General features: G+C 61.0%; 20 protein-coding genes. 17 read left to right on the top strand and 3 right to left on the bottom strand.

What is annotated here, in order from left to right:
* The first annotated feature begins 35 nt into the window (after positions 1-35).
* A complete protein-coding gene (locus AGR7B_RS16535) occupies positions 36-1,067 on the top strand; it encodes an ABC transporter substrate-binding protein (protein ID WP_078053477.1) in 1,032 nt (343 codons plus the stop codon).
* The gene (locus tag AGR7B_RS16530; protein ID WP_080857356.1) at positions 1,064-2,242 is read left to right on the top strand and encodes an acyl-CoA dehydrogenase family protein; all 1,179 of its coding nucleotides are present in this window, start codon (positions 1,064-1,066) and stop codon (positions 2,240-2,242) included. The genes AGR7B_RS16535 and AGR7B_RS16530 overlap by 4 nt, the downstream gene beginning before the upstream one ends.
* 54 nt (positions 2,243-2,296) lie before the next feature.
* Here AGR7B_RS16530 and AGR7B_RS16525 read toward each other — a convergent pair whose 3' ends face one another.
* On the bottom strand, positions 2,297-3,367 hold the full coding sequence (locus AGR7B_RS16525) for an LLM class flavin-dependent oxidoreductase (RefSeq protein WP_080857355.1): 1,071 nt from the start codon (positions 3,365-3,367) through the stop codon (positions 2,297-2,299).
* 399 nt (positions 3,368-3,766) lie between these two features.
* Between AGR7B_RS16525 and AGR7B_RS16520 the strand changes: the two genes are divergently transcribed.
* From AGR7B_RS16520 to AGR7B_RS16500, 5 genes are all read left to right on the top strand, one after another.
* A complete protein-coding gene (locus tag AGR7B_RS16520) occupies positions 3,767-4,369 on the top strand; it encodes an alpha/beta hydrolase (RefSeq protein WP_080857354.1) in 603 nt (200 codons plus the stop codon).
* Positions 4,370-4,556: 187 nt separating this feature from the next.
* Positions 4,557-4,754: a hypothetical protein gene (locus tag AGR7B_RS25975; protein ID WP_080857353.1), complete on the top strand. Its 198-nt coding sequence runs from the start codon at positions 4,557-4,559 to the stop codon at positions 4,752-4,754.
* 167 nt (positions 4,755-4,921) lie between these two features.
* The gene (ssuD, locus tag AGR7B_RS16510) at positions 4,922-6,091 is read left to right on the top strand and encodes an FMNH2-dependent alkanesulfonate monooxygenase (RefSeq protein ID WP_020808882.1); all 1,170 of its coding nucleotides are present in this window, start codon (positions 4,922-4,924) and stop codon (positions 6,089-6,091) included.
* A gap of 189 nt (positions 6,092-6,280) precedes the next feature.
* The gene (locus AGR7B_RS16505) at positions 6,281-6,826 is read left to right on the top strand and encodes a flavin reductase family protein (RefSeq protein ID WP_003524682.1); all 546 of its coding nucleotides are present in this window, start codon (positions 6,281-6,283) and stop codon (positions 6,824-6,826) included.
* Positions 6,827-6,876: 50 nt separating this feature from the next.
* Positions 6,877-7,821 (top strand): acyl-CoA dehydrogenase family protein, encoded by a 945-nt coding sequence (locus tag AGR7B_RS16500; RefSeq protein ID WP_080857352.1) that lies wholly within the window; start codon positions 6,877-6,879, stop codon positions 7,819-7,821.
* A 31-nt stretch (positions 7,822-7,852) separates the two neighbouring features.
* On the opposite strand, the gene AGR7B_RS16495 is transcribed toward AGR7B_RS16500, so the two are convergent.
* The gene (locus tag AGR7B_RS16495) at positions 7,853-8,302 is read right to left on the bottom strand and encodes an RrF2 family transcriptional regulator (RefSeq protein WP_059753414.1); all 450 of its coding nucleotides are present in this window, start codon (positions 8,300-8,302) and stop codon (positions 7,853-7,855) included.
* Positions 8,303-8,603: 301 nt separating this feature from the next.
* Here AGR7B_RS16495 and AGR7B_RS16490 point away from each other — a divergent pair, with 301 nt between their 5' ends.
* The 7 genes from AGR7B_RS16490 (at position 8,604) to AGR7B_RS16460 (ending at position 16,669) form a co-directional block, all read left to right on the top strand.
* Entirely contained in the window at positions 8,604-9,608 is a 1,005-nt protein-coding gene (locus AGR7B_RS16490) for an LLM class flavin-dependent oxidoreductase (protein ID WP_162934182.1), read from the top strand.
* A gap of 22 nt (positions 9,609-9,630) precedes the next feature.
* The gene (locus tag AGR7B_RS16485) at positions 9,631-10,971 is read left to right on the top strand and encodes an LLM class flavin-dependent oxidoreductase (RefSeq protein WP_078053483.1); all 1,341 of its coding nucleotides are present in this window, start codon (positions 9,631-9,633) and stop codon (positions 10,969-10,971) included.
* Between the two features lie 82 nt (positions 10,972-11,053).
* A complete protein-coding gene (locus tag AGR7B_RS16480) occupies positions 11,054-12,241 on the top strand; it encodes a M20 aminoacylase family protein (protein WP_080857351.1) in 1,188 nt (395 codons plus the stop codon).
* Positions 12,242-12,262: 21 nt separating this feature from the next.
* Complete coding sequence (locus AGR7B_RS16475) at positions 12,263-12,820, top strand: GNAT family N-acetyltransferase (protein ID WP_080857350.1); 558 nt, start codon at positions 12,263-12,265, stop codon at positions 12,818-12,820.
* A 14-nt stretch (positions 12,821-12,834) separates the two neighbouring features.
* Positions 12,835-14,631 (top strand): amino acid ABC transporter permease/ATP-binding protein, encoded by a 1,797-nt coding sequence (locus AGR7B_RS26445; RefSeq protein ID WP_080857349.1) that lies wholly within the window; start codon positions 12,835-12,837, stop codon positions 14,629-14,631.
* A gap of 23 nt (positions 14,632-14,654) precedes the next feature.
* Complete coding sequence (locus AGR7B_RS16465; protein ID WP_078053487.1) at positions 14,655-15,593, top strand: ABC transporter substrate-binding protein; 939 nt, start codon at positions 14,655-14,657, stop codon at positions 15,591-15,593.
* A 140-nt stretch (positions 15,594-15,733) separates the two neighbouring features.
* Positions 15,734-16,669, top strand: a complete 936-nt coding sequence (locus AGR7B_RS16460) for an ABC transporter substrate-binding protein (protein ID WP_080857348.1) — start codon at positions 15,734-15,736, stop codon at positions 16,667-16,669.
* A 67-nt stretch (positions 16,670-16,736) separates the two neighbouring features.
* Here AGR7B_RS16460 and AGR7B_RS16455 read toward each other — a convergent pair whose 3' ends face one another.
* Positions 16,737-17,660, bottom strand: coding sequence for a LysR family transcriptional regulator (locus AGR7B_RS16455; RefSeq protein ID WP_080857347.1), 924 nt, complete (start codon positions 17,658-17,660; stop codon positions 16,737-16,739).
* A 113-nt stretch (positions 17,661-17,773) separates the two neighbouring features.
* Here AGR7B_RS16455 and AGR7B_RS16450 point away from each other — a divergent pair, with 113 nt between their 5' ends.
* From AGR7B_RS16450 to AGR7B_RS16440, 3 genes are read left to right on the top strand one after another with little or no spacing between them, the layout of a single operon-like run.
* On the top strand, positions 17,774-18,085 hold the full coding sequence (locus tag AGR7B_RS16450) for a (2Fe-2S)-binding protein (RefSeq protein ID WP_080857346.1): 312 nt from the start codon (positions 17,774-17,776) through the stop codon (positions 18,083-18,085).
* Entirely contained in the window at positions 18,064-19,446 is a 1,383-nt protein-coding gene (locus AGR7B_RS16445) for an FAD/NAD(P)-dependent oxidoreductase (RefSeq protein ID WP_080857345.1), read from the top strand. The genes AGR7B_RS16450 and AGR7B_RS16445 overlap by 22 nt, the downstream gene beginning before the upstream one ends.
* Positions 19,439-20,590: an NAD(P)/FAD-dependent oxidoreductase gene (locus tag AGR7B_RS16440; RefSeq protein WP_080857344.1), complete on the top strand. Its 1,152-nt coding sequence runs from the start codon at positions 19,439-19,441 to the stop codon at positions 20,588-20,590. Before AGR7B_RS16445 ends, AGR7B_RS16440 begins: the two co-directional genes overlap by 8 nt.
* The last annotated feature ends 7 nt before the right edge of the window (positions 20,591-20,597 follow it).

The raw sequence follows: 20,597 nt of genomic DNA, 5'->3' as shown, positions 1-20,597 counted from the left end.
GGCCGGGACCTTTCCCTTTCATCGAGGCCAAAGCCATGAGCACGACACTTTCTGAAATCTGGTACACACGCTGCCCGGTGCCCACACCGGTGGGGCTGGCGGCACAGCTCGGTTATCTCGAGCAGACCTTCGAGGAGGTCGGTATAGCGTTGAAATCCATCATCGATTCGCCTGACCGTTCCGTCCGGCAGAGCCATTTCAACCACACGCTGGAATGGTCCTTCCGCCATGGCGGCAATGTGCCTCCCATCCGCGCCCGTTCGGAGGGGCGCAATACGCGTCTCATCGGGGTGACGTGGACGGATGAGTTTCAGGCAATCATCACCCTGCCGGAAACCGGTATCCGCTCGCTTGCCGATCTCGTTGGCCGCCGTTTCGGCGTGCCGCGCAGACCGGAAGGCATTGTCGATTTCATGCGCGCGACGGCGCTGAAGGGCATCGTATCGGCGCTTTCGCTGGAAGGGCTGAAGATAGAGGATGTCGAACTCAAGGACATCGTCATCAAGGATTCGGTGCTGGCCTCGCAGGAAGGGCCGTCGTTGTTCGGCCTGAAGCGTCGGCAATCCTTCGGTGAGGAGATCATCGCGCTGTTGCGGGGTGAGGTCGATGCGATTTTTGTCAAGGGAACGGCTGGCATTGCCGCCGCGAACCTGATCGGTGCGGTGCAAGTGGCGGAGTTCGGTTTTCATCCCGATCCTAAGATACGCATCAATTCCGGTTCGCCACGGGTGCTGACGGTTGACGGGCGGCTTGCCGATGAGCGCCCCGATCTGGTGCAGCGGCTGGTTGACGCCATCGGCCGGGCCTCGCTATGGGCGGAACAGCACCCGGAGGAAACGCGTCGTTTCATCGCGCGCGAGGCCGGCGCGACGGAGGAACAGGTTCTGGCCGCCAATGGCGCTGAGGTTCACCGCCATCTCGGTCTCGGCCTCGATGCCGATCTTGTCGGCGCCGTCGGCCATTACAAGGACTTCCTGCATCAATGGGGCTTCCTTGAAAACGACTTCGATCTGGGCGACTGGATCGACGACCGTTTCGTCACGGCAAATGAAAGGGCGGTGGCATGAGCGTTGCACTTTCCGCCGTTGCGACCGCACCGGCGCAGCGGCCAGATCCCGTCGCCGTTGCAACCGCGCTGGCCGCGGATTTCAGCCTGACCGCTGCGGACCACGACAAAAGCGGCGAATTCGCCGCCGGTAATTTCGAGGCGCTTTTCAAGTCCGGCCTGCTGGGTCTCGTCACGGCTGAAAAGGATGGCGGGTGGGGCGAGGGCATGGAGACGGCACATGCCGTCATTACGGCCATTGCCAAAGGCGATCCGTCGACCGCTCTCATCCTCGCCATGCACTATAGTGTTCATGCCGCGATCCGGCGCGGCAAGTGGCCGGCAGCACTTGCTGCAAAGGTACTGGCCGCCAATAGCAGGGAACCGGCGCTCTTGAACAATGCGCAGGCGGAGCCGGGTGTGGGTTCGCCCGCCCATGGCGGCCTGCCGGAAACGACGGCGCGGATCGAGGGCGATTTCTGGGTGGTCAATGGCCGCAAGAGCTTCGTCACCGGCCTGCCGGGTCTGAAATGGGCGATCGTGCTTGCCGTGACGACGGAAGAGACGCCGCGCCTCATCCAGCTTCTTGTTCCTCTCGATGCGGTTGGCATCGCCCAGGAAAAAGCATGGGAGGCGACCGGCATGTACGCCACAGCCAGCCATGATCTGGTGCTGGAAGACGTGAAGGTGCCGCTTGCCGATATCGTCGCCGAGCAGCCGGCGGATGAGCCACTGCGGCGCGATGAAGCGGACGGGTATAATTTCTTCGTTCTGCTGGCCTCCGTCTATCACGGTGTCGCGCTTTCGGCGCGGGACGATTTGTTGCGCCATCTGAATGGCCATGTTCCGGCAAGCCTTGGCGCACCGCTGTCCTCCATCCCCCGCATTCAGGAAGGTCTCGGCCAGATCGAAGTGCTGCTGGCGGCGAACCGACGCCTCCTTCTCTCCGTCGCCCGCGATGTCGATGCGGGGGAGAGGGTGGGAACCGATGCACTGGCCGTTCGTCATTTGGTTATCGACAATGCCGTGGGGGTGACTGATCTGGCGCTGGAGCTTGGCGGCAATCGCGGCCTGCGCCGGGATTACGACCTTGAGCGCCATCACCGCGACGCCATAACGGCAAGGGCGCATGCGCCGCAGAGCCATATGATCCGAACGATTCTCGGTCGTCAGAGCATCAAGGCGGCGGGCGGCTGAAAGCAAAAGGGCGGCCCTGTCCGAGGTGGGCCGCCCATTTTCAGGTTACGCCCATCAATCCCGCAGCAGCGGCAGCAATCTCTCGCCCTGCCGCTCGATTTCCTTGAGATAGGGCGTGTCGGAAAGCACGAAATGGCTGATGCCCAGCGCGCGGTATTTGCGCAGTGACGCCGCGACATCTTCCGCCGAGCCGACAAGCCATGTGGTTCCCGCCCCGCCGCCGCCGAATTTGCCCGGCGCGGTATAGAGATTGTCGTCCAGCACGTCGCTCTGACGGTGCAAATCCAGCAGGCGGCGCTGGCCGACCGCCACGGCCTGAAGATGGTCGTTCCAGCGTACGCCATTGTTTGCGGCCATCTCGGCAACTTTCGCTTCCGCATCGCGCCATGCCTCGGCCGTGGTTTTTCGCACCAGCGTGGTGATCCGCAGGCCGAATTGCAGCGGCGGGAGATCGCGGCCGAGCTTTTCGCTGAAGTGCCTCAGCCGCTCGATCCTTTCGCGCACGCCGGCGAGCGGTTCTCCCCAGAAAAGCTGCACATCGGCCTCGGTTGCGGCCACCTCCTCGGCTGCTTCGGAAGCGCCGCCGAAATAGAGTTTGGGATGCGGCCGGCCCTCGCGCGTGGAGATGCGCGGCGAAACCGTGGAGTTCGCCACCCGGAAATGATCGCCATTAAAAGTGACGTTTTCTTCGGTCCAGAGCCGCCGCACCAGCCGCATGAATTCTTTCGTGCGGGCATAACGCTGCGCCTGATCGCCTTCTTCATCGCCATAGGCGGCAAGCTCATCCCTGCCGGAAACGATGTTGATCCGAACTCGACCGCCGGAAAGCTGGTCGAGCGTGGCGGCGGCCGATGCGAGGTTGGCCGGCTTCCAGTAGCCGGGACGGATGGCGATCAGCGGCTCGAATGTGGTGGTGCGCGCCGCAAGCGCCGCCGCCACTGTAAATGTATCCGGACGTCCCCAGCCGGTGCCGATCAGCGCGCCTTTCCAGCCATGGGTTTCAAGCGCTTTGGCATGGCTCGTCAATGTATCGAGACTATTGTGGTTTTCGCTGACGGCGTCGCCCCGGTGGCCTGGTTTGACGTCATTGGGGATGTACCAGAGAAATTCGCTCGCGCTGCTCACATTAACCGCCTGAATTTTCGTTTTATCTTGCAGTGGAATGGCGCTGCTGACGTTTGGCCTTCACCGCTTGGGCCTACGGGAGGCGCAATCCTCCGCAGCTGCGAGAATGGCAAAGCGGCGGCGGCCCGGCGAAGCAGCGATGTTTCTTTTGTCATGCGGCGGAGGAAAAGCTTTCCGTCTGGAAGGACTATATTGCATATATTTTCTATATAAAAAATTTGAGGAAATGATTCCCTCTGGACGAAATTATTTCCGACCTGGAGAACGCATTTTCTGCATGATCTAAATTGGATGGATCGATTTTCCGCGAGGCTTCGAAAGGTGAGCAAGGCAATAGTCGACGGAAATCGCGAAATTCACCATGCTTGCGGCATACCGCCCACAACCCATGGAGCAGGCATGTGTACCACCTTGATTGTCCCTGGCCTGAATGGTTCGGATGAAGGACATTGGCAGCGGCACTGGTTGCTGGATGATCCCGACTCGCGGCTGGTCGATCAGGACAATTGGCAATGCCCGGTTCTCGCGGACTGGCTCGATCGTCTCGAGGCCGCGCTGGCGACAGTCGAAAGCGCTTATATCGTCGCCCACAGCCTCGGTTGCCTGCTGGTGGCGAATATGGCGTCTCGTCTCTCGGCCGCCAAGATAAAGGGCGCGCTTCTGGTCGCACCCGCCCATCTCGACCGCGTCGAGGCGATGCATCCCTGTATCGTCCGGTTCGGCGCGTTTCCGCAGCAACCGCTTGCTTTCCCCAGCCTAGTCGTGGGCAGCATGAACGATCCCTACATGGATGCCGAAGAGCTTGCGCGCAGTGCGAGCCTTTGGGGGAGCGATCTCATCAATCTCGGCGCCGTCGGACATATCAATATTGCCAGCGGCTACGGACGATGGCCTGAGGGTTATGCTCTTTTCGAGCGGTTGAAGGCAGATGGCGCATCGACAAAGGCGGTGGCCGGATCGAGATTGCGTAGATTGATTGCCCTGGGCGAAGCACATTTTTGAGGAAATGACTGATCGTTCGGTTCCGTGCCCGATTACTGGTAGCCGGAAACGGATTTTTTCCCGCCGCCGCAACCTTAGTCCACATTTGCCGGCGATCCTCCAATTATAGAATAGTAATTTTATGGAAAATATTGACGATTTAGGACGGTCGCCTGAGGATAGGGGGAGTTGAGCAAAGGAGGCGCACATGCCACAGGGACTTCATGCGTTTACTTTCGATCTGTTCGGCTTGACCCGGCGTCAGCCGAGGGAAGAGGGACAGGTCAGCCTTCATCCCCTGGATCATTCCGGACGCATCAGGCAGGAGAAAAGCGATCTCGAACTCGAACGGGAAGAGATCTGCGAAATGAACTTTGCGATGCTCGGCCTTTATCCGGTCTTCTGACGACCATCAGCGAGGGTTCCTTTTCCCTTTGCAGCGCGGTTCATCCGGGAGAGAAACTCTCCTCGCCGGATGGAAATTGGAACAAAATTTCTTAAACGCGCCGGGGAATTGGCTACCCTTTTATCATCAAGCGCATTGCCCAAGGGCAGATTGCAAAGGACCTGCCGATGAGCACATCCGATAAACCACTCGATTTTCTATGGTTCATACCTACCTCAGGCGATGGCAGCTATCTCGGCTCGGATGATCTTTCGCGTCCTGCCGATCCCGGCTATTTCCGGGAAATAGCCCAGGCTGCCGATCGGCTCGGTTATTCAGGCGTGCTCATCCCCACCGGTGTCGCCTGTGAAGAATCCTTCATCCTTGCGGCCAATCTCGCTGCCTATACCGAGAAGCTGAAATTCCTCGTCGCCATCCGTCCGGGCGTCGCTTCGCCCGCCTATTATGCGCGGCTTGCTTCGACGCTCGATCGCGTTTCCCATGGCCGGCTGCTTCTCAACATCGTGGTTGGCGGCAGCGCGCAGGAATTGGCCGGTGACGGCATCTTCCTGCCGCATGACGAGCGTTACGACCACGCCGATGAGTTCTTCCAGGTGTTCAATTCGCTGATCGAAACCGGCAAGGGAAGCCTCGACGGCAAATATATCAAGGCGGTGGACGCGAAACTCGGGCTGCCGCCGGTGCAGGAACCGCGCCCGCCGCTTTATTTTGGCGGCTCTTCCGATGCCGGCATCGAGTTTTCCGCCGGTATCACCGACAAATATCTCACCTGGGGCGAACCGCCGGCGCAGGTGGCGGAAAAAATCGCCAAGGTGCGCGCCGCCGCCGCCAAAAAGGGGCGCAAGGTTACCTTCGGCATCCGTCTGCATTTCATCGTTCGTGAAACCGACGAGGAAGCATGGGCAGATGCAGAGCGGTTGATCTCGAAGCTCTCCGACGAAACCATCGCATCCGCTCAGGAAGTCTTCTCCAGGGCTTCGGATTCCGTCGGGCAGGCGAGAATGCAGGCGCTGCACAATGGCCGGCGCGACCGGCTGGAAGTCTCTCCGAATTTGTGGGCGGGCATCGGTCTCGTCCGTTCGGGTGCGGGGACGGCACTGGTCGGTTCGCCGAAGACGGTAGCGGCGCGGCTCAGGGAATATCAGGCGCTGGGCATCGATACCGTCATTGCCTCGGGTTATCCGCATCTGGAGGAAGCCTATCGGCTATCCGAACTGCTGTTTCCGGAAATCGGGCTTGGCGGGCCTCGCAACCAGATACGATCTTCTTTCGGCGCGAAACAGGTTTTCGGTGGCGGCGGTCATGGCGGCAACGTCAAGCTGGTGTCCGGATCCTGATCCTTCGACGGGAGGCGACCTCTGCCTCCCACCTTTTCGGCAGATATCCTTGCGGCGGGGCTAAATCGGACGGCGACACATAAAACATTATTTCTATAGAATATTATCATTATGGAAAACGATGTCTATTTCACCCCCCGCCGCCGCTGCTAGCTATTGAACAATTCAGCTGTTTTCAGGAGCAACCCGATGACATTGCAATATGCGGCCAAGGATCAACAATTCATCAACCTCCGCGACCCGGTCGCCGGCAAGGCGGCGGATGCCGATAGTCTCAAGGCGGCGCTGAGAACGCTGGGCGGCGGTGTGAGCGTGATTACGGCGGGTGAGGGCGACGAACGAACGGGCGCGACCGTGACCTCGGCCACCGCTTTGTCGGTCGATCCGCCGCGCATTCTGGTGGCGCTCAACCGCTCCTCATCCACATGGCCGGTGGTGCAGCGTTTCGGTCATCTCGCCGTCAACATCGTTGGGGCGAACCATCAGTTTGTCGCCAATCAGTTTGCCGGCATCGGCGGCCTGAAGGGCCCGGACCGGTATCGCGGTGCGGAATGGACCCGGCTGTCGAGCGGTGCGCCCATTCTCGAAGATGCTGTTGCCGCGATCGATTGCACCATTGAAGAGACGATCGAACGGCACAGCCATGTCATCGTCATCGGCAAGGTGGAGGCGATCCGCATCGGCTCCGGCCATTCGCTGCTCTATCAAAACGGGCGTTATCATTCTCTGGACTGAGCGCCGGTCGTTCGGCGCTTTCACTTTGTCATTCTTTGAGGGAGTTGAGCATGGGATCCGTCACGCCTCTCGGCGAAAGACTTCGTTTCGTTCCTCCACGCCTCGGCGCGGATATCGATGTGCTGACCGTTGCCCGCACGATCGCCGAAAACTGCGCCGTTGAAAGTCCGGGGCAAATCCATGCGCGGATCGCCCGTTCCGGTCTTCTTGCTCTTTCCGTTCCAACGGAACTGGGCGGGACGGACATCACCAACGATGTTCTCTCGCAGGCGCTCGCCATCATTTCCGCAGCCGATGCGGCGGCGGCGCATGATCTCGTCGAACATTTCACCGCGCTTGAATTCATCAGGAATGCCGGCAGCGAAGACCAGCGCAAGGCGCTCTTCGCCCGTCTCGATCTTGGCGAGACCTTTGCACTGGCAATATCTGCCGCGGATCTGGATCAGGCGGTTACGGTGACGGAAGACGACTACGCCCTGCGGCTTCCCGACGACGTTGCGGGGTCGGTGAGGGACCACGCGGACTGGATTGTCGTGCCGGCCGTCAACACGGCCGGGCAGCCTTTGCTCGTCGTTCTGCGCAACCGCCCCAATACGTCATGGGAAGGTCTGTTACGCGCCGATCAGGTGGTGTTTCTGGCTCAGGGCGCCGGAAATCTGGCCGTTTCCGTTTCCACCCTTTTGAAAGCCGCCGTGGCTCTTGGGCAGAAGCAGCGTGAACTTTCGGCGCTGCTGATCGACAGGCTGGCCGGCGATGGCGCGGCGCGACCCGTGATAGGCGAAATATTTCTCGCCATCGAGCTCCTGAAGGCGCAGATATCCAGCCTTGCGGCCAATATCGATGCGGCGCAGGTGGGAGCGGAAAACGTCACCTTTCGTTCGGTTCGCAACAATGCCATCACGCTTGAAATCCTGATGGCGCGCCTCGGTCTTGTCGAAGGCGTCAGTGAAGCCGGGCTGATCGCGTCGCTGGACGACGATCTGCGCAGGCAATAGGCAAATCTCGGATGAAGGGCCGTGCGGAATCCTATTCGCCGGCCGGAATGGAGCGGGCGTTCTGCCCGTCCTTGGCCACGAATTGTGCGAGTGTCATGTTGTCCAGAATGGTTGCGATGGCGTCACGCACGTCCGTCATCGAAACCCTAACCTGACAGGTCTCCGGATCATCACAGTCGTCACAGGCTTCAAAAGCCGTGCGGCTTGCACAGCGGATGGGGGCCAGAGGTCCGTCCAGCGTGCGGATGACCTGCCCGATCATGATTTCCGATGGCATTTTCGACAGCGAATAACCGCCATTCGGGCCCTTCTTGGAGCGCAGAATGCCGCTATTGCGCAGCTCCAGAAGAATAGTGTCCAGGAATTTTTTCGGGATATTGTTGCGGGTTGCAATTTCGGTCACGAAGGCGGTCTCGCCCTGGGGCAACCGCGCCAGATCGACAAGAGCCTTTAATCCGTATTTGCCTTTTTTGGTCAACATCGCATGGTCCGAAAAGAGAGTCGGCACGTTTTGCAGCGCCGAGCCATATTATTCCTAACTTACTAAGTAGTTTTTAGCGAATTCCGGCGCAAGCCCGTTTCGTCCGGGTTTGGCGTTGAAAGCGGCCTGTTGCGCCCATTTTGGTCATTCCTCCTGCCTTACCGATGGCTTTGCCAGGGCTGGCTTCGGAAAACATCACTGAAAACAATATTTTCTCTGATCGCGCTGCAACGTGGAACGATCATCCTTTATTAGAATATAAAATCGGTAGACAAAGTATGCATCAAAGACACGCGAGGTGATGATGTATACGCTCAGTTTGCTTGACAAGAGCCCGGTTCCAACGGGTGAGGACGCGGCGAGTGCATTCCGCGACACGATCAATCTTGCCAGGCGCGCCGAAGAGCTGGGTTACCGCCGTTTCTGGGTGGCCGAACATCACAATTCGCCGGAGCTTGCCGGTTCCGCACCGGAAGCGCTGGTGGCGTGGATATTGGCGAAAACCTCCCACATCCGCGTCGGCTCGGGCGGCGTCATGTTGCAACACTATAGCCCTTACAAGGTCGCCGAGGTTTTCAACGTGCTGTCGTCGCTTGCGCCCGGCCGGGTCGATCTCGGCATCGGCAAGACACCGGGCGGGTTGCCGCTGGCGACTTCGGCCTTGCAGCAGGCCTATGATCCTGCCCGCAAACCGGATTTCGAAACGGCCTTCAGTGAACTCACCACGTTTTTGTCCGGCGCCGCGCCGCAGGACCACGCACAGGCCGGACTGCAGGCGACACCTGCGCCACCGGTCGCTGCGGAACGATTTCTGCTCGGCGCCAGCCCGGAAAGCGCAAGGCTTGCGGCTTCAAGGGGATGGAATTTCGTCTTTGCCGGCCATCTCAATGGCGATGCGGAGGTTCTCCGCCGCAGCCTCTCGGCTTTTCGGGAAGAAAGCGGCGGAAGCGCTCCGATCCTTGCTTTGTCGGCTTTTGCGGCCAGCGACCCCGCCCATGCCGCGAGACAGGTGGAAGGTCAGCGCATCTACCGGGTATTCCTCAGCGACGGCAGGGCGTTCAACCTCGGCCGCCGAGAACAGGCGGAGGAATTCGCCCGGCAGTCCGGCGATACCGATTACCGCATCGAAGAGCGAAAACCCAACGTCCTGCATGGCGGGCCGGAGGATATTCACAAGGCGCTTCGTGCGCTTTCCGAAGAGCACGGCATCGAGGAATTCATCATCGAGCCGCCGCATGTCGGTGCCGATCAGCGGCTTGCCTCGATAGAACTGCTTGCCACGCATCGCCTTTCCCGGGCGGCGTAATTTTCTCTGAGGAGGGAATGACATGACGAGAAAGAAAATCCGTTTCGGCATCATGCTACAGGGCCCCGGCGGGCACATGAATGCCTGGCGGCACCCCAAAAGCCCGGTGGATGCCAGCGTCAATTTCGACTTCTTCAGGAAGACCGCGCTGAAGGCGGAAGCGGCGGGCATCGCCTTCGCTTTCGTGGCGGATGGGCTCTATATCAATGACAAGTCGATCCCGCATTTCCTCAACCGGTTCGAGCCGCTGACGATCCTTTCGGCGCTCGCCTCCGTGACCTCGAAGATCGGTCTCGCCGGCACCGTTTCGACCTCCTATAGCGACCCCTTCACCATTGCCCGTCAGTTCGCCTCGCTCGATCTGCTGAGCGGCGGCCGCGCCGGGTGGAATGCCGTGACGACGCCGCTTGAAGGTACGGCGAAGAATTACAGCCGCAACCACCCCGAACATGCGCTGCGTTACGAGATTGCCGACGAATATCTCGAAGTGATCAAGGGCCTGTGGGACAGCTGGGACGATGACGCTTTCCTGCGCAACCGCGAGACGGGACAGTTCTTCGACCGCGCCAAACTCCACACGCTCGGCCATAAGGGCCGCTTCTTCCAGGTGGAAGGCCCGCTCAATATCCAGCGTTCGCCGCAGGGGCAGCCGGTGGTGTTCCAGGCCGGTTCCTCCGATGCCGGCATCGGTCTTGCGGGCAAACATGCGGATGCGGTCTTCACCAATTCCGCTTCGCTGGAGGAAAACCAGACCTTCCTCAAGCGTGTAAAACAGAGCGCCGTTGCGCAGGGCAGGTCCGCTGCCGATGTGAAGATTTTCCCCGGCATCGGCCCGATTGTCGGCGAGACGCAGGAGGAAGCGGAGGCGAAATACGACGTCATTCGCAACCTCATCACCATCGAGGACGCGCTTGCTTATCTCGGCCGCTTCTTCGATCATCATGATTTCAGCGCCTATCCGCTGGATGAGCCTTTCCCCGAACTCGGCGAGATCGGCAAGAACAGTTTCCGCTCCACGACCGACCGCATCAAGCGGCGCGCCAAGGAAAAGAACCAGACGCTGCGCGAGGCGGCGCTGGAGGCAGCGACCCCGCGTGAAGGTTTTATCGGCACCCCGGACAAGGTGGCTGACGAAATCATCCGCTGGGTGGAGCACGATGCGGCCGATGGCTTCATTCTGGGCTTCCCGGTGATTGCCGAGGGATTGGACGATTTCATCCGCCTCGTCATTCCAGTCCTGCAACGGCGCGGTTATTTCGATCCGCATCTGGAAGGGGCGACGCTGCGCGACCATCTCGGCCTGCCTTTCAGGGAAAGCGTCTATTCCCGCCGCGAAAACGGGTCGAACAAGGCCATCGCCTGAGCTTGCTGCAGGGCGGAGACGATTGCCGCCCGGTGCAGATTTCAAGACGCGGCGCGTAGCGAGCCGCGCAGGAGACAGAACCATGAATATCCGCATTGACGGCGCGCGTCCGCAGGACGACACCGAACGGGGAATCCTTGCCTTCATCGACGAGAGCATCGCCATCCGGCATGATCTCCACCGGAATCCCGAGCTTTCGCTCAAGGAAAAACGCACGGCGGCGCTCATTGCCCGCTATCTCTTGTCGTTCGGATATGAGGTGACGGAAGGTGTCGGCGGCCACGGCGTTGTCGCCACGTTGAAACGCGGTCATGGCGAAAAACGCGTCGGCATTCGCGCCGATATCGACGCCCTGCCGATTGTCGAGGAAACCGGCCTTGCCTATGCCAGCCAGACGCAGGGCGTCATGCATGCGTGCGGTCACGATGGCCATACGACGATCCTGCTTGCCGCTGCCCGGTATATTGCCGAAACATCGAGTTTTTCCGGCACGCTGACGCTGATCTTCCAGCCGGCCGAGGAGATCGGCGCCGGGGCAAGGGCGATGATAAAGGACCGGCTTTTCGAGCGGTTTCCGGTCGATGCCGTCTTCGGCCTGCATAATTGGCCGGGTGTCGACACCGGACAGTTTGGCTTCGTCGAAGGCCCCGCCATGGCCTCCGTCGACAAGGCGAAGGTGCGGATCGTCGGCAAGGGCGGGCATGGCGCCGCGCCGCATGAGACGGTCGATCCGGTTCTCGCATCGGCAAGTTTCGTCACCGCCCTGCAGAGCATCGTTTCGCGCAATGTCGATCCGCGCGAGATGGCGGTGCTGACGGTCGGCTCCATCCATGGCGGAACCGCCTCCAACGTCATTCCCGAAAGCGTCGAGCTTCAGATCTCCGCCCGGGCGTTCTCGCCTGCCGTGCGTGACAGGCTGGAGGAGCGGCTCCCGGCGCTGGCCAAAGCGCAGGCCGAGAGCTTCGGCGCGAAGGCAGAGGTCGCCTATTCCCGCGGTTTCCCGCCGGTCATCAACCACACCTCTCAGACGGTCTTCGCCCGCGATGTCGCCAGACGGCATTTCGCCGCCGGGCAGATCGCCGAAGCGTTCCAGCCGCGCACGGCGAGCGAGGATTTCGCCTTCATGCTGCAGGAGCGCCCCGGCTCTTACCTCTTCGTCGGCAATGGCGATAGCGCGCCGCTGCACAGCCCCCACTACGATTTCAACGACGCGATCATCGCGCCGGCAGCACGCTTCTGGGTGCGGCTGGCGGAAGCCTATCTCTCCTGACGCGAAAATTAGGACAAGGACATGAGCGACAGTTTTTTCTACACATCCGTCAAGGATCCGCTCGCAACGCCGCTTCTGGAGGAGTTGCTGTTCGAATATGACAGCCGCTACGGCACGTTCTTCAATGCGGAAGGGGCGAAGGCGGAGCTGAACAAATATCCGCCGGAAGCCTTCAGCCCGCCATCGGGCAATTTCCTGCTGCTCCTGCGCGACGGCAAAGCGATCGCCGGCGGCGCCTTCATGCGTTACGACGACGAAACGGCGGAATTCAAACGGGTCTGGACCCATTCCGCCCATCGCCGGCAGGGGCTTGCGAAAATCGTGCTCCGGGAACTGGAGCAGCAGGCGATCCGGCAGGGTTATGGACGCGTCTATCTGACCACCGGCTTCCGTCAGCCGGAAGCGGTCGGTCTTTATCTCACCAATGGTTATCGCGCTTTGTTCGATACCACGGCCGATCCCGAGACGATCCGGTCGTTGCCCTTCGAAAAATGGCTGTCCGAACCCGCACCCGTCTCTGTTCCGGGAGGAGCGCCGATAGCCACTGTCCGGCCGCAACCCTCTTCCGCACATCCGTGAAAGGCTTTTTTCCGATGACGATAGCCTCTGATTTTCCGCATCTCGCCGTGGGCGACAAGAAGAGTGAACCGATCACGGGCGGTTACTCCCATTTCCGCATCGTTCCGGCCCGCTACCCGCTGCGGACGGTGGGCACGGTTTTCTCCGTCATCATCATTGCCGCCGTCGTGCATTCCGTTTTCGGCAACCCGCGCTGGGGCTGGGATGTGTTTGCCGAATGGTTCTTCGCCGAACCGGTGCTGGTGGGTCTCGGCCGGACGCTGCTCCTGACCGCGCTCGGTGCGTTGTTTGGTTTTGTGTTGGGAACCCTGCTGGCGCTTGCCCGTGTTTCCCGTTCGCCGCTGCTGGTCGCTGTCTCCTGGACCTATATCTGGATTTTTCGCTCCATCCCGCTGATCGTGCTTTTGCTGATCCTCAACAATCTCGGCTATCTCTATGAAACCGTGACAATCGGTGTGCCCTATACCGGCATCAATTTCTTCAGCTGGAATACGACACAGCTGATGACTCCCTTTGCGGCGGCCGTTTTGGGGCTGACGCTCAATCAGGCCGCTTTCGCCTCCGAAATCGTTCGCGGCGGAATCCTTTCAGTCGATCAGGGGCAGCTCGAAGCTGCCGCCGCGCTCGGCCTTCCGCGCAGGCGGCAGGCGTCCCGCATCGTCCTGCCGCAGGCGATGCGCTCTATCCTGCCCACGGCCTTCAACGATATTATCGGCTTGGCCAAGGGCACGTCGCAGGTCTATATCCTCGCGCTGCCGGAGCTGTTCTATACGATCCAGATCATCTATCGCCGCAATCTGGAAGTGATCCCGCTGCTGATGGTCGCCACCGTCTGGTATCTGGTGATCCTGACCGCGCTTTCCATTGTTCAGCACCACATCGAACGCCACTTTTCGCGCGGCGCGCTGCGCAATCCGCCGCCCTCGCTGTTTGCCACGCTCTATCGCACATTCCTGCCGCGCAAGCCTTTGCCGGAAGCGGTGGAGACGCCAGGGCCCCCCATTGAAAGACCGGCTGCCGCCAGGACGGGAAGTTTCCAGCTCGGCAATCGTGGCGGTTCGGTCAATATCCACGGCGTTTCCAAGTCCTTCGGAACACTGAAGGTGCTGGACGATGTCACGCTCTCCATTCCGGCAGGCAGCGTCACCACCATTCTCGGTCAGTCCGGCTCCGGCAAGTCCACATTGCTGCGCTCCATCAATCATCTGGAGCGTGTCGACGACGGCTTCATCGCCATCGACGGCGAGCTGGTCGGATATCGCCAGAAAGGCGACACGCTTTATGAGCTGAAGGAAAAGGACATTCTGAAGCGCCGCGTCGAAGTGGGCATGGTGTTCCAGAGCTTCAACCTGTTCCCGCATCTGACGGCGCTTGAAAACATCGCCGAAGCGCCCGTCGTTGTTCGCGGCATATCGAAAGAACAGGCGGAAGCCGAGGCGCGCGATCTTCTGGCCCGCGTCGGCCTTGCCGAAAAGGCCGGTGCTTACCCCCGCCAGCTTTCCGGCGGGCAGCAGCAGCGTGTGGCGATTGCCCGGGCCTTAGCGCTGCGGCCGAAGGTGCTGCTCTTCGACGAGCCGACATCCGCGCTCGACCCGGAGCTTGTCAATGAGGTGCTGGATGTCATCAAGGAGCTGTCCCGCTCCGGCGTCACTCTCATCATCGTCACCCACGAAATCGGCTTTGCCCGCGAAGTCTCCGACAGGGTCGTCTTCATGGAACAGGGCCGCATTCTCGAAACGGGCACGCCGGAGAAAGTGTTCAACAAGCCGGACCACCCGCGCACGGCCGAATTTCTCGCAAAAGTTCTCTAATCAACAACAAAGGAAACACTCACATGGCATTTTCATCGAAATTATTGTCCCTGCTTGCCGGCGGTCTTTTCACCGCCACTGCTGCGCTCATCCCGGTCGTGCATGCGCAGGAGGTTGACCTGTCGCCTGAACAGAAGGGGCGGGTGCGCGTCGAAAAGGTGGAAGAGGCAATCAAGCTTCTGCCCGCCGGCCACAAATTCATCGCCGACGGAAAGCTGACGGTCGCGACCGTTCCCTTCCGGCTGCCGCTGGTGGATTATGCGAGCGACACAAAAACGCCGATCGGCGTGGAACCGGATATCGCCCAGCTGGTCGCCGACAGCCTTGGCCTTGAGCTGCAGCTTGTGCCCATCGCCTGGGCGGACTGGCCGCTCGGTCTTGCATCCGGCAAATATGACGCCGTTACTTCCAACATCACGGTGACGGAAGCCCGCAAGGAAAAGTTCGATTTTTCCAGCTACCGCAACGATCTGCTCGGCTTCTATGTCGGCAATAACAGCAAGGTCACATCCATCGGCAAGCCGGAGGATGTCGCAGGGCTAAAGGTCATCGTCGGGGCCGCCACCAATCAGGAGCAGATCCTGCTGAAATGGATCAAGGACAACAAGGCGAAGGGACTGGCCGATACCGAGGTGCAATATTATGACGATCAGGCCGTGCTTGACGTCGCCCTGCAATCCGGCCGTGCGGATGCCTATCTCGGCCCTAATGCGACCTCTGCCTTTCAGGCGGCAAGCCAGAAGAAGACGAAGCTTGTCGGCACCTTCTCCGGCGGCTGGCCGGAAGCGGCCGAGATCGCCGTCGCTTCGAAAAAGGACGCAGGCATAGCCGAGGCCATCACCGCCGCGCTGAACGCCCAGATCAAGAACGGCAATTACGGCAAGGTTCTCGCCCGCTGGAATCTCGGTTCCGAAGCCATCACCGAATCCCGCACCAATCCGCCCGGCCTGCCCAAGAGCTGAGGCCAGATTTTCGAAAAAGCTGAGTTGCCAAAAGCTGAGTTGAAGGTGGGACATCACTCAGCCGGTAGCGCGGGCATCCTCCCGTCCGCGCTACCTCCGTCCCGCAGTCATTCTATCGGGCATTCTATCGGGAAACCACAATGACCTTCACCTCTCGTCTCGCCACGGCCACGCTCGGCGTCTTTCTCTCCATCGTCGGTCTTGGGTCGGCTTCGGCAACGGATGTTTTCGACCTGTCGCCGGATCAGCCCGGCCGCATCCGGGTTGAAAAAGACCCCGGCGCGATTGCAGCCGTTCCGAAGGATTTCAAATTCGTCACGCCGGGCAAACTCACCGTCGCGGTCGCACCCGGCGGACCGCCGCTCGCGACCTATGCGACGGATGCAAAAACGGTGGTCGGCGCAGATCCCGATTATGCGCTTGCGGTGGCCGACAGCCTCGGCTTGGAGCTGGAACTGGTGGCGGTGGCCTGGGCGGACTGGCCGCTGGGGCTTGCCTCCGGCAAATACGATGCGGTGATCTCGAATGTTGGCGTTACCGAGCAGCGCAAGGAAAAGTTCGATTTCTCCACCTATCGTCAGGGCTTGCACGGATTTTTCGTCAAGGCAGACAGCGGCATAACCGCCATCCGCGAGCCGAAGGACGCGGCCGGCCTGAGGATCATCGTCGGCGCCGGCACCAATCAGGAGCGTATTCTGCTGAAATGGAGCGACGAAAACGTCGCCGCGGGATTGAAGCCGATCGAGCTGCAATATTACGATGATGAAGCGACCCGGCTTGTGGCGCTTTCAGCGGGGCGGGCGGATGTGATCGTCCAGCCGCATGCGCAGCTGGTCTTCATCGCCGCGCGTGACAAGACCATCAAGCGTGTCGGCACGCTCTCGGCCGGCTGGCCGGAGCGGTCCGATGTCGCCATCACCACCCGCAAGGGATCGGGACTGGCCGATGCGCTGACGCTTGCCACCAACGACCTGATCAAGAGCGGCGCTTACGCGAAGATTCTGGATCGCTGGCAGCTATCGGAAGAAGCCCTGCCGGAATCGCGGACCAACCCTCCCGGCCTGCCGAAAAGCTGACCGGTCGAACACATGCGGCGGACTGTAATACCCGCAGGCTCAGGCCTTGCGGGTATTGTTTTGTCCGTCAATTCTGGGCGGGAAGGGCGCGAAAGAGCTTTCGCAATTCACCGACGAAGGGTTTGAAGAAGCGCGAGAGCGGCCGGGCCGTGTTGGTGGAAACGGCGACATTCATCGTTACTTCAGGCATGAAAGGGCGCACCGTCACCCCCTCGAAACTGTTCCAGCGCACCAGGCCGTCGACAAGGGCGATGCCGATGCCGCCGCGCACCAGCGGCACGGCACCGACCGATGAGGTGACCTGCACCGAAACGTCGCGCACAAGCCCGTCGCGTTCGAAGACCTCGTTCAGCTGCGGGCCGATCTCGTCCGCATGGTTGCCATAGGAAATCAGCGGCCTGCCGGCGAGGTCGCGGGGCGTGACCGTCATCATTTCGGCGAGAGCATCATCATGCCGCATTACTGCCACGACCGGTACGGAGGCGAGGATTTCGCTGCGCACCGTCGGCGCCTGAATGGTGGAAAGCGTTACCGCAAAATCGATGTCGCCCAGCAGCAATTGTTCGGCAATCTCTTTTTTGGGCAGGGCGTTGAGGTGGATTTTGACGGTCGGATGCGCTTGCCGGAATGCCAGCAGCGCCTCGGGTAGCACGGAATAGGTGACCGGCAGGCTGGCGCCGATGCGCAGAAGGCCAAGCTTGCGCTCGCCAATCGTGCGCGTCAGTTTTTTCAGAACCTCAAGTTCGCGAAAAACCCGGTCGGCATCCTCATAGATCAGATGCGCTTCCATCGTCGGCACCAGCCGCCCGCCGATGCGCTCGAACAGCTTGTAACCCAGTTGGCTTTCCAGATGGTGCAGCACCTTGCTGACGCCGGGCTGGGAAACGGCAAGCGAATTGGCGGCCGCCGTCACGGAGCCGTCGCGCATGATGGCGCGGAAAATTTCAAGCTGTCGGGCGTTCATGGAAACCTCCAGCGTCATCTCTTCCATAACCCAAGGTTCTGTTCAAGCGACCATTTGCGATTGGCGGGAAACCTTCTGCCGTGGAAATCTGTGAAGGTGCAGGAGAGGTGCCTGCGAAGATTTCGGGAAAGGAAACGCGGATGCTGGCCAGATTCAGGCGCATCGCCGAAGAGCGACGCGCGGCTTGCCCTGTCCTGATTGACGGCATGCCGGTCGAGGCGCTGGAGGGAGACACAGTGCTGACGGCGCTGATGCTCTCGCGCGGCTTTGCCCGTTTGTCCGAGTTCGCCGATGGCGAGCGGGCGGGGTTCTGCCTGATGGGCGCCTGTCAGGATTGCTTGGTCTGGACGGGTGAAGGTGAGCGGCTGCGTGCGTGTTCCACCGCCGTACTCCCGGGCATGGATATCAGAACCGAGATTCCGGAGGGGTTATGGCCGATTTGCGGGTCGTGATCGTGGGTGCCGGCCCCGCCGGTACGCGTGCCGCCGAGGCGTTGGTGCGGGCGGGGCTCCGCCCCGTCGTCATCGATGAGGGAGATCGCAGCGGCGGCCAGATCTATCGCCGCCAGCCGCAAAATTTCCGGCGTTCCTATGCGGCCCTTTACGGCACGGAAGCGGACAAGGCGAAGGCTTCGCACGAGGCATTCGATGGGCTTTCGGACCACATCGATTACCGCCCGCAGACCCTGGCATGGGCAATCCGCGACAATCGCATTCATATTCAGCGCGCCGAGACATCCGAAGCTCTCAATTTCGATGCCCTTATCATCGCATCGGGTGCGACCGACCGCATCATGCCTTTGCCGGGCTGGACGAGACCGGGATGTTTTTCGCTTGGCGCCGCGCAGATATCCCTGAAGGCGCAGGCCTGCGCGATAGGGCGTCGTGTGGTTTTTATGGGCACGGGACCGCTGCTTTATCTCGTGGCCTATCAATATATGAAGGCAGGTGCGGCGCCCGTGGCGGTGCTGGATACCACGCCGTTTTCCACGCAGATCAAGGGTCTGCCGGGGATGACGGCGCGGCCGTTGCAGCTCCTCAAGGGCATGCGGCTCGTTGGGGCGCTGTTGGCCGGCGGGGCAAGGATCGAGCGGGGTATCGTCCCGTTAGAGATTATCGGTGACGCCGAGGGCGGTGTGACCGGTATCCGCTACCGGAATCCCTCCGGTGAGGAAACACGCCTCGCCTGCGATGCGGTCGGTATGGGTTATCATCTGCGGGCGGAAAGCCAGCTTGCCGATCTTGCTGGTTGTCGCTTCTCCTTTCATCCGCCGATACGGCAATGGTTGCCGGATGTGGACGATATGGGGCGCAGTTCGGTGCGGAATGTCTATCTGGCGGGCGACGGCGTGCGGATTCTCGGTGCAGATGGTGCGGAAGCCTCCGGCCGGCTTGCCGCCTTCGCGCTTCTTGAGGATCAGGGTTTGAAGCCACCCCGCGCGGAGATCGGCCGCTGTCGGAAGCAATTGAGAACTGCGAGGCGTTTTGCGCAGGGAATGGCCCGGGCCTTCCCCTGGCCGCACCAGTTGGCGCAGACACTTGCCGACGACACGATCATCTGCCGCTGTGAGGTGGTAACGGCGGGAGAGCTGCGCGCGAGCGTGACCGGCAAGGGTGCAACGGAGGTCAATCGCTCGAAAGCTTTCTCGCGGGCCGGCATGGGCCGGTGCCAGGGGCGGTTCTGCGGGCAGGCAGGGCAGGAGATTGTCGCCGCCGCCTCTGGTCTGCCGGTGGAATCGGCGGGACGGCTGCGCGGGCAGGCGCCGGTAAAACCGTTGCCGCTGGCGATTGTGAGGGGAGACGATGATGCGTAACACGCTTGCGGAGGCGGATGTCATTATTGTCGGCGGCGGCATTGTCGGAACCGCCACGGCGTTTTTCCTGCGGCAACGGGGCGTCAGCGTCATTCTGCTGGAGCGTTTCCTTGTCGGTCAGCAGGCGAGCGGCACCAATTTCGGCAATGTCCGCCGTCAGGGCCGTTACCTCGGGCAGCTTCCGCTCGCCAACAGATCGCGGGATATCTGGAGCCGCATCCCGCAACTGACCGGTGCGGATGTGGAATTCATGCCCGTCGGCCATATCCGGTTTCTCTGGACGGAAGAACAGATCGCCACAGTCGAGAAATACCGCGACGATGCCGCGCAATATGGTCTGGAGCTGCATATCCTCCCGCGCGAGGTCATCCGGCAGAAATTTCCCTTCATCGGACCGGAAGCGGTTGCCGGATCATGGTCGCCGCATGATGGTCACGCCAATCCGCGCCTCGTCGCGCCCGCCTTCGCCCGTGCGGCGCGGCGGGACGGTGCAAGGATCGTGGAAAATTGCGAGGTTCTGGCCATCGAAAAGGCCGGTGAGGATTTCCGGGTGATGACGGCGAAAGGGGATTATCGCGCGCCCGTGGTGCTGGTCGCCAGCGGCGCATGGGGCGGCGGTTTTGCCGGGGCTTTGGGCGAGGCGGTGCCGCTGGAGGTTGCCGGCCCGCAAATGTGCGTGACGGAACCCTTGCCATGGTTCATTCACCCGGTCGTTGGCGTTTCCACCAAAATTCCCGGCGAAGTGATCTATATGCGGCAAATCCCGCGCGGAAATGTCATTTTCGGTGGGGTGAAACGATGCGTCGCCGCGCTGGATGAACGCCGGGCGAAATACGATCCCGCCGGGCTCGATGCCCAGCTGCGTCAGCTTCTGCGGCTGGCACCCGCCTTGCGCCATGCCCGGCTGATCCGCACCTGGTCCGGCGTGGAAGGCTATATGGCCGACGATCTGCCGGTGATGGGAGACAGTGCCGCAACCTCCGGCCTTTATTACGCTTTCGGCTTCAGCGGTCACGGTTTCCAGATCGGCCCGGGTGTCGGCGACGTGATGGCGGAGCTGATAGCGACCGGGAAGACCACGACGCCGATTGCGGATTTTCACATCGGCCGTTTCCGTCGTGGTCAGCCTGTCGCATCCCACTAAGCGAGGA

The organism is Agrobacterium deltaense RV3, from assembly GCF_900013505.1.
Taxonomy (GTDB): domain Bacteria; phylum Pseudomonadota; class Alphaproteobacteria; order Rhizobiales; family Rhizobiaceae; genus Agrobacterium; species Agrobacterium leguminum.
The sequence above is the reverse complement of the archived record's forward strand: the minus strand, read 5'-3'. Positions and strand labels throughout refer to the sequence as shown.

Excerpts from the sequence above, each read along its gene's own strand:
- AGR7B_RS16455 (WP_080857347.1), bottom strand. The coding sequence starts at position 17,660 with ATGGAAGAGATGACGCTGGAGGTTTCCATGAACGCCCGACAGCTTGAA.
- AGR7B_RS16530 (WP_080857356.1), top strand. The coding sequence starts at position 1,064 with ATGAGCGTTGCACTTTCCGCCGTTGCGACCGCACCGGCGCAGCGGCCA.
- AGR7B_RS26445 (WP_080857349.1), top strand. The coding sequence starts at position 12,835 with ATGACGATAGCCTCTGATTTTCCGCATCTCGCCGTGGGCGACAAGAAG.
- ssuD (WP_020808882.1), top strand. The coding sequence starts at position 4,922 with ATGAGCACATCCGATAAACCACTCGATTTTCTATGGTTCATACCTACC.
- AGR7B_RS16520 (WP_080857354.1), top strand. The coding sequence starts at position 3,767 with ATGTGTACCACCTTGATTGTCCCTGGCCTGAATGGTTCGGATGAAGGA.
- AGR7B_RS16475 (WP_080857350.1), top strand. The coding sequence starts at position 12,263 with ATGAGCGACAGTTTTTTCTACACATCCGTCAAGGATCCGCTCGCAACG.
- AGR7B_RS16440 (WP_080857344.1), top strand. The coding sequence starts at position 19,439 with ATGCGTAACACGCTTGCGGAGGCGGATGTCATTATTGTCGGCGGCGGC.
- AGR7B_RS16495 (WP_059753414.1), bottom strand. The coding sequence starts at position 8,302 with ATGTTGACCAAAAAAGGCAAATACGGATTAAAGGCTCTTGTCGATCTG.
- AGR7B_RS16535 (WP_078053477.1), top strand. The coding sequence starts at position 36 with ATGAGCACGACACTTTCTGAAATCTGGTACACACGCTGCCCGGTGCCC.
- AGR7B_RS16485 (WP_078053483.1), top strand. The coding sequence starts at position 9,631 with ATGACGAGAAAGAAAATCCGTTTCGGCATCATGCTACAGGGCCCCGGC.
- AGR7B_RS16445 (WP_080857345.1), top strand. The coding sequence starts at position 18,064 with ATGGCCGATTTGCGGGTCGTGATCGTGGGTGCCGGCCCCGCCGGTACG.
- AGR7B_RS25975 (WP_080857353.1), top strand. The coding sequence starts at position 4,557 with ATGCCACAGGGACTTCATGCGTTTACTTTCGATCTGTTCGGCTTGACC.
- AGR7B_RS16450 (WP_080857346.1), top strand. The coding sequence starts at position 17,774 with ATGCTGGCCAGATTCAGGCGCATCGCCGAAGAGCGACGCGCGGCTTGC.
- AGR7B_RS16480 (WP_080857351.1), top strand. The coding sequence starts at position 11,054 with ATGAATATCCGCATTGACGGCGCGCGTCCGCAGGACGACACCGAACGG.
- AGR7B_RS16500 (WP_080857352.1), top strand. The coding sequence starts at position 6,877 with ATGGGATCCGTCACGCCTCTCGGCGAAAGACTTCGTTTCGTTCCTCCA.
- AGR7B_RS16490 (WP_162934182.1), top strand. The coding sequence starts at position 8,604 with ATGATGTATACGCTCAGTTTGCTTGACAAGAGCCCGGTTCCAACGGGT.
- AGR7B_RS16505 (WP_003524682.1), top strand. The coding sequence starts at position 6,281 with ATGACATTGCAATATGCGGCCAAGGATCAACAATTCATCAACCTCCGC.
- AGR7B_RS16460 (WP_080857348.1), top strand. The coding sequence starts at position 15,734 with ATGACCTTCACCTCTCGTCTCGCCACGGCCACGCTCGGCGTCTTTCTC.
- AGR7B_RS16465 (WP_078053487.1), top strand. The coding sequence starts at position 14,655 with ATGGCATTTTCATCGAAATTATTGTCCCTGCTTGCCGGCGGTCTTTTC.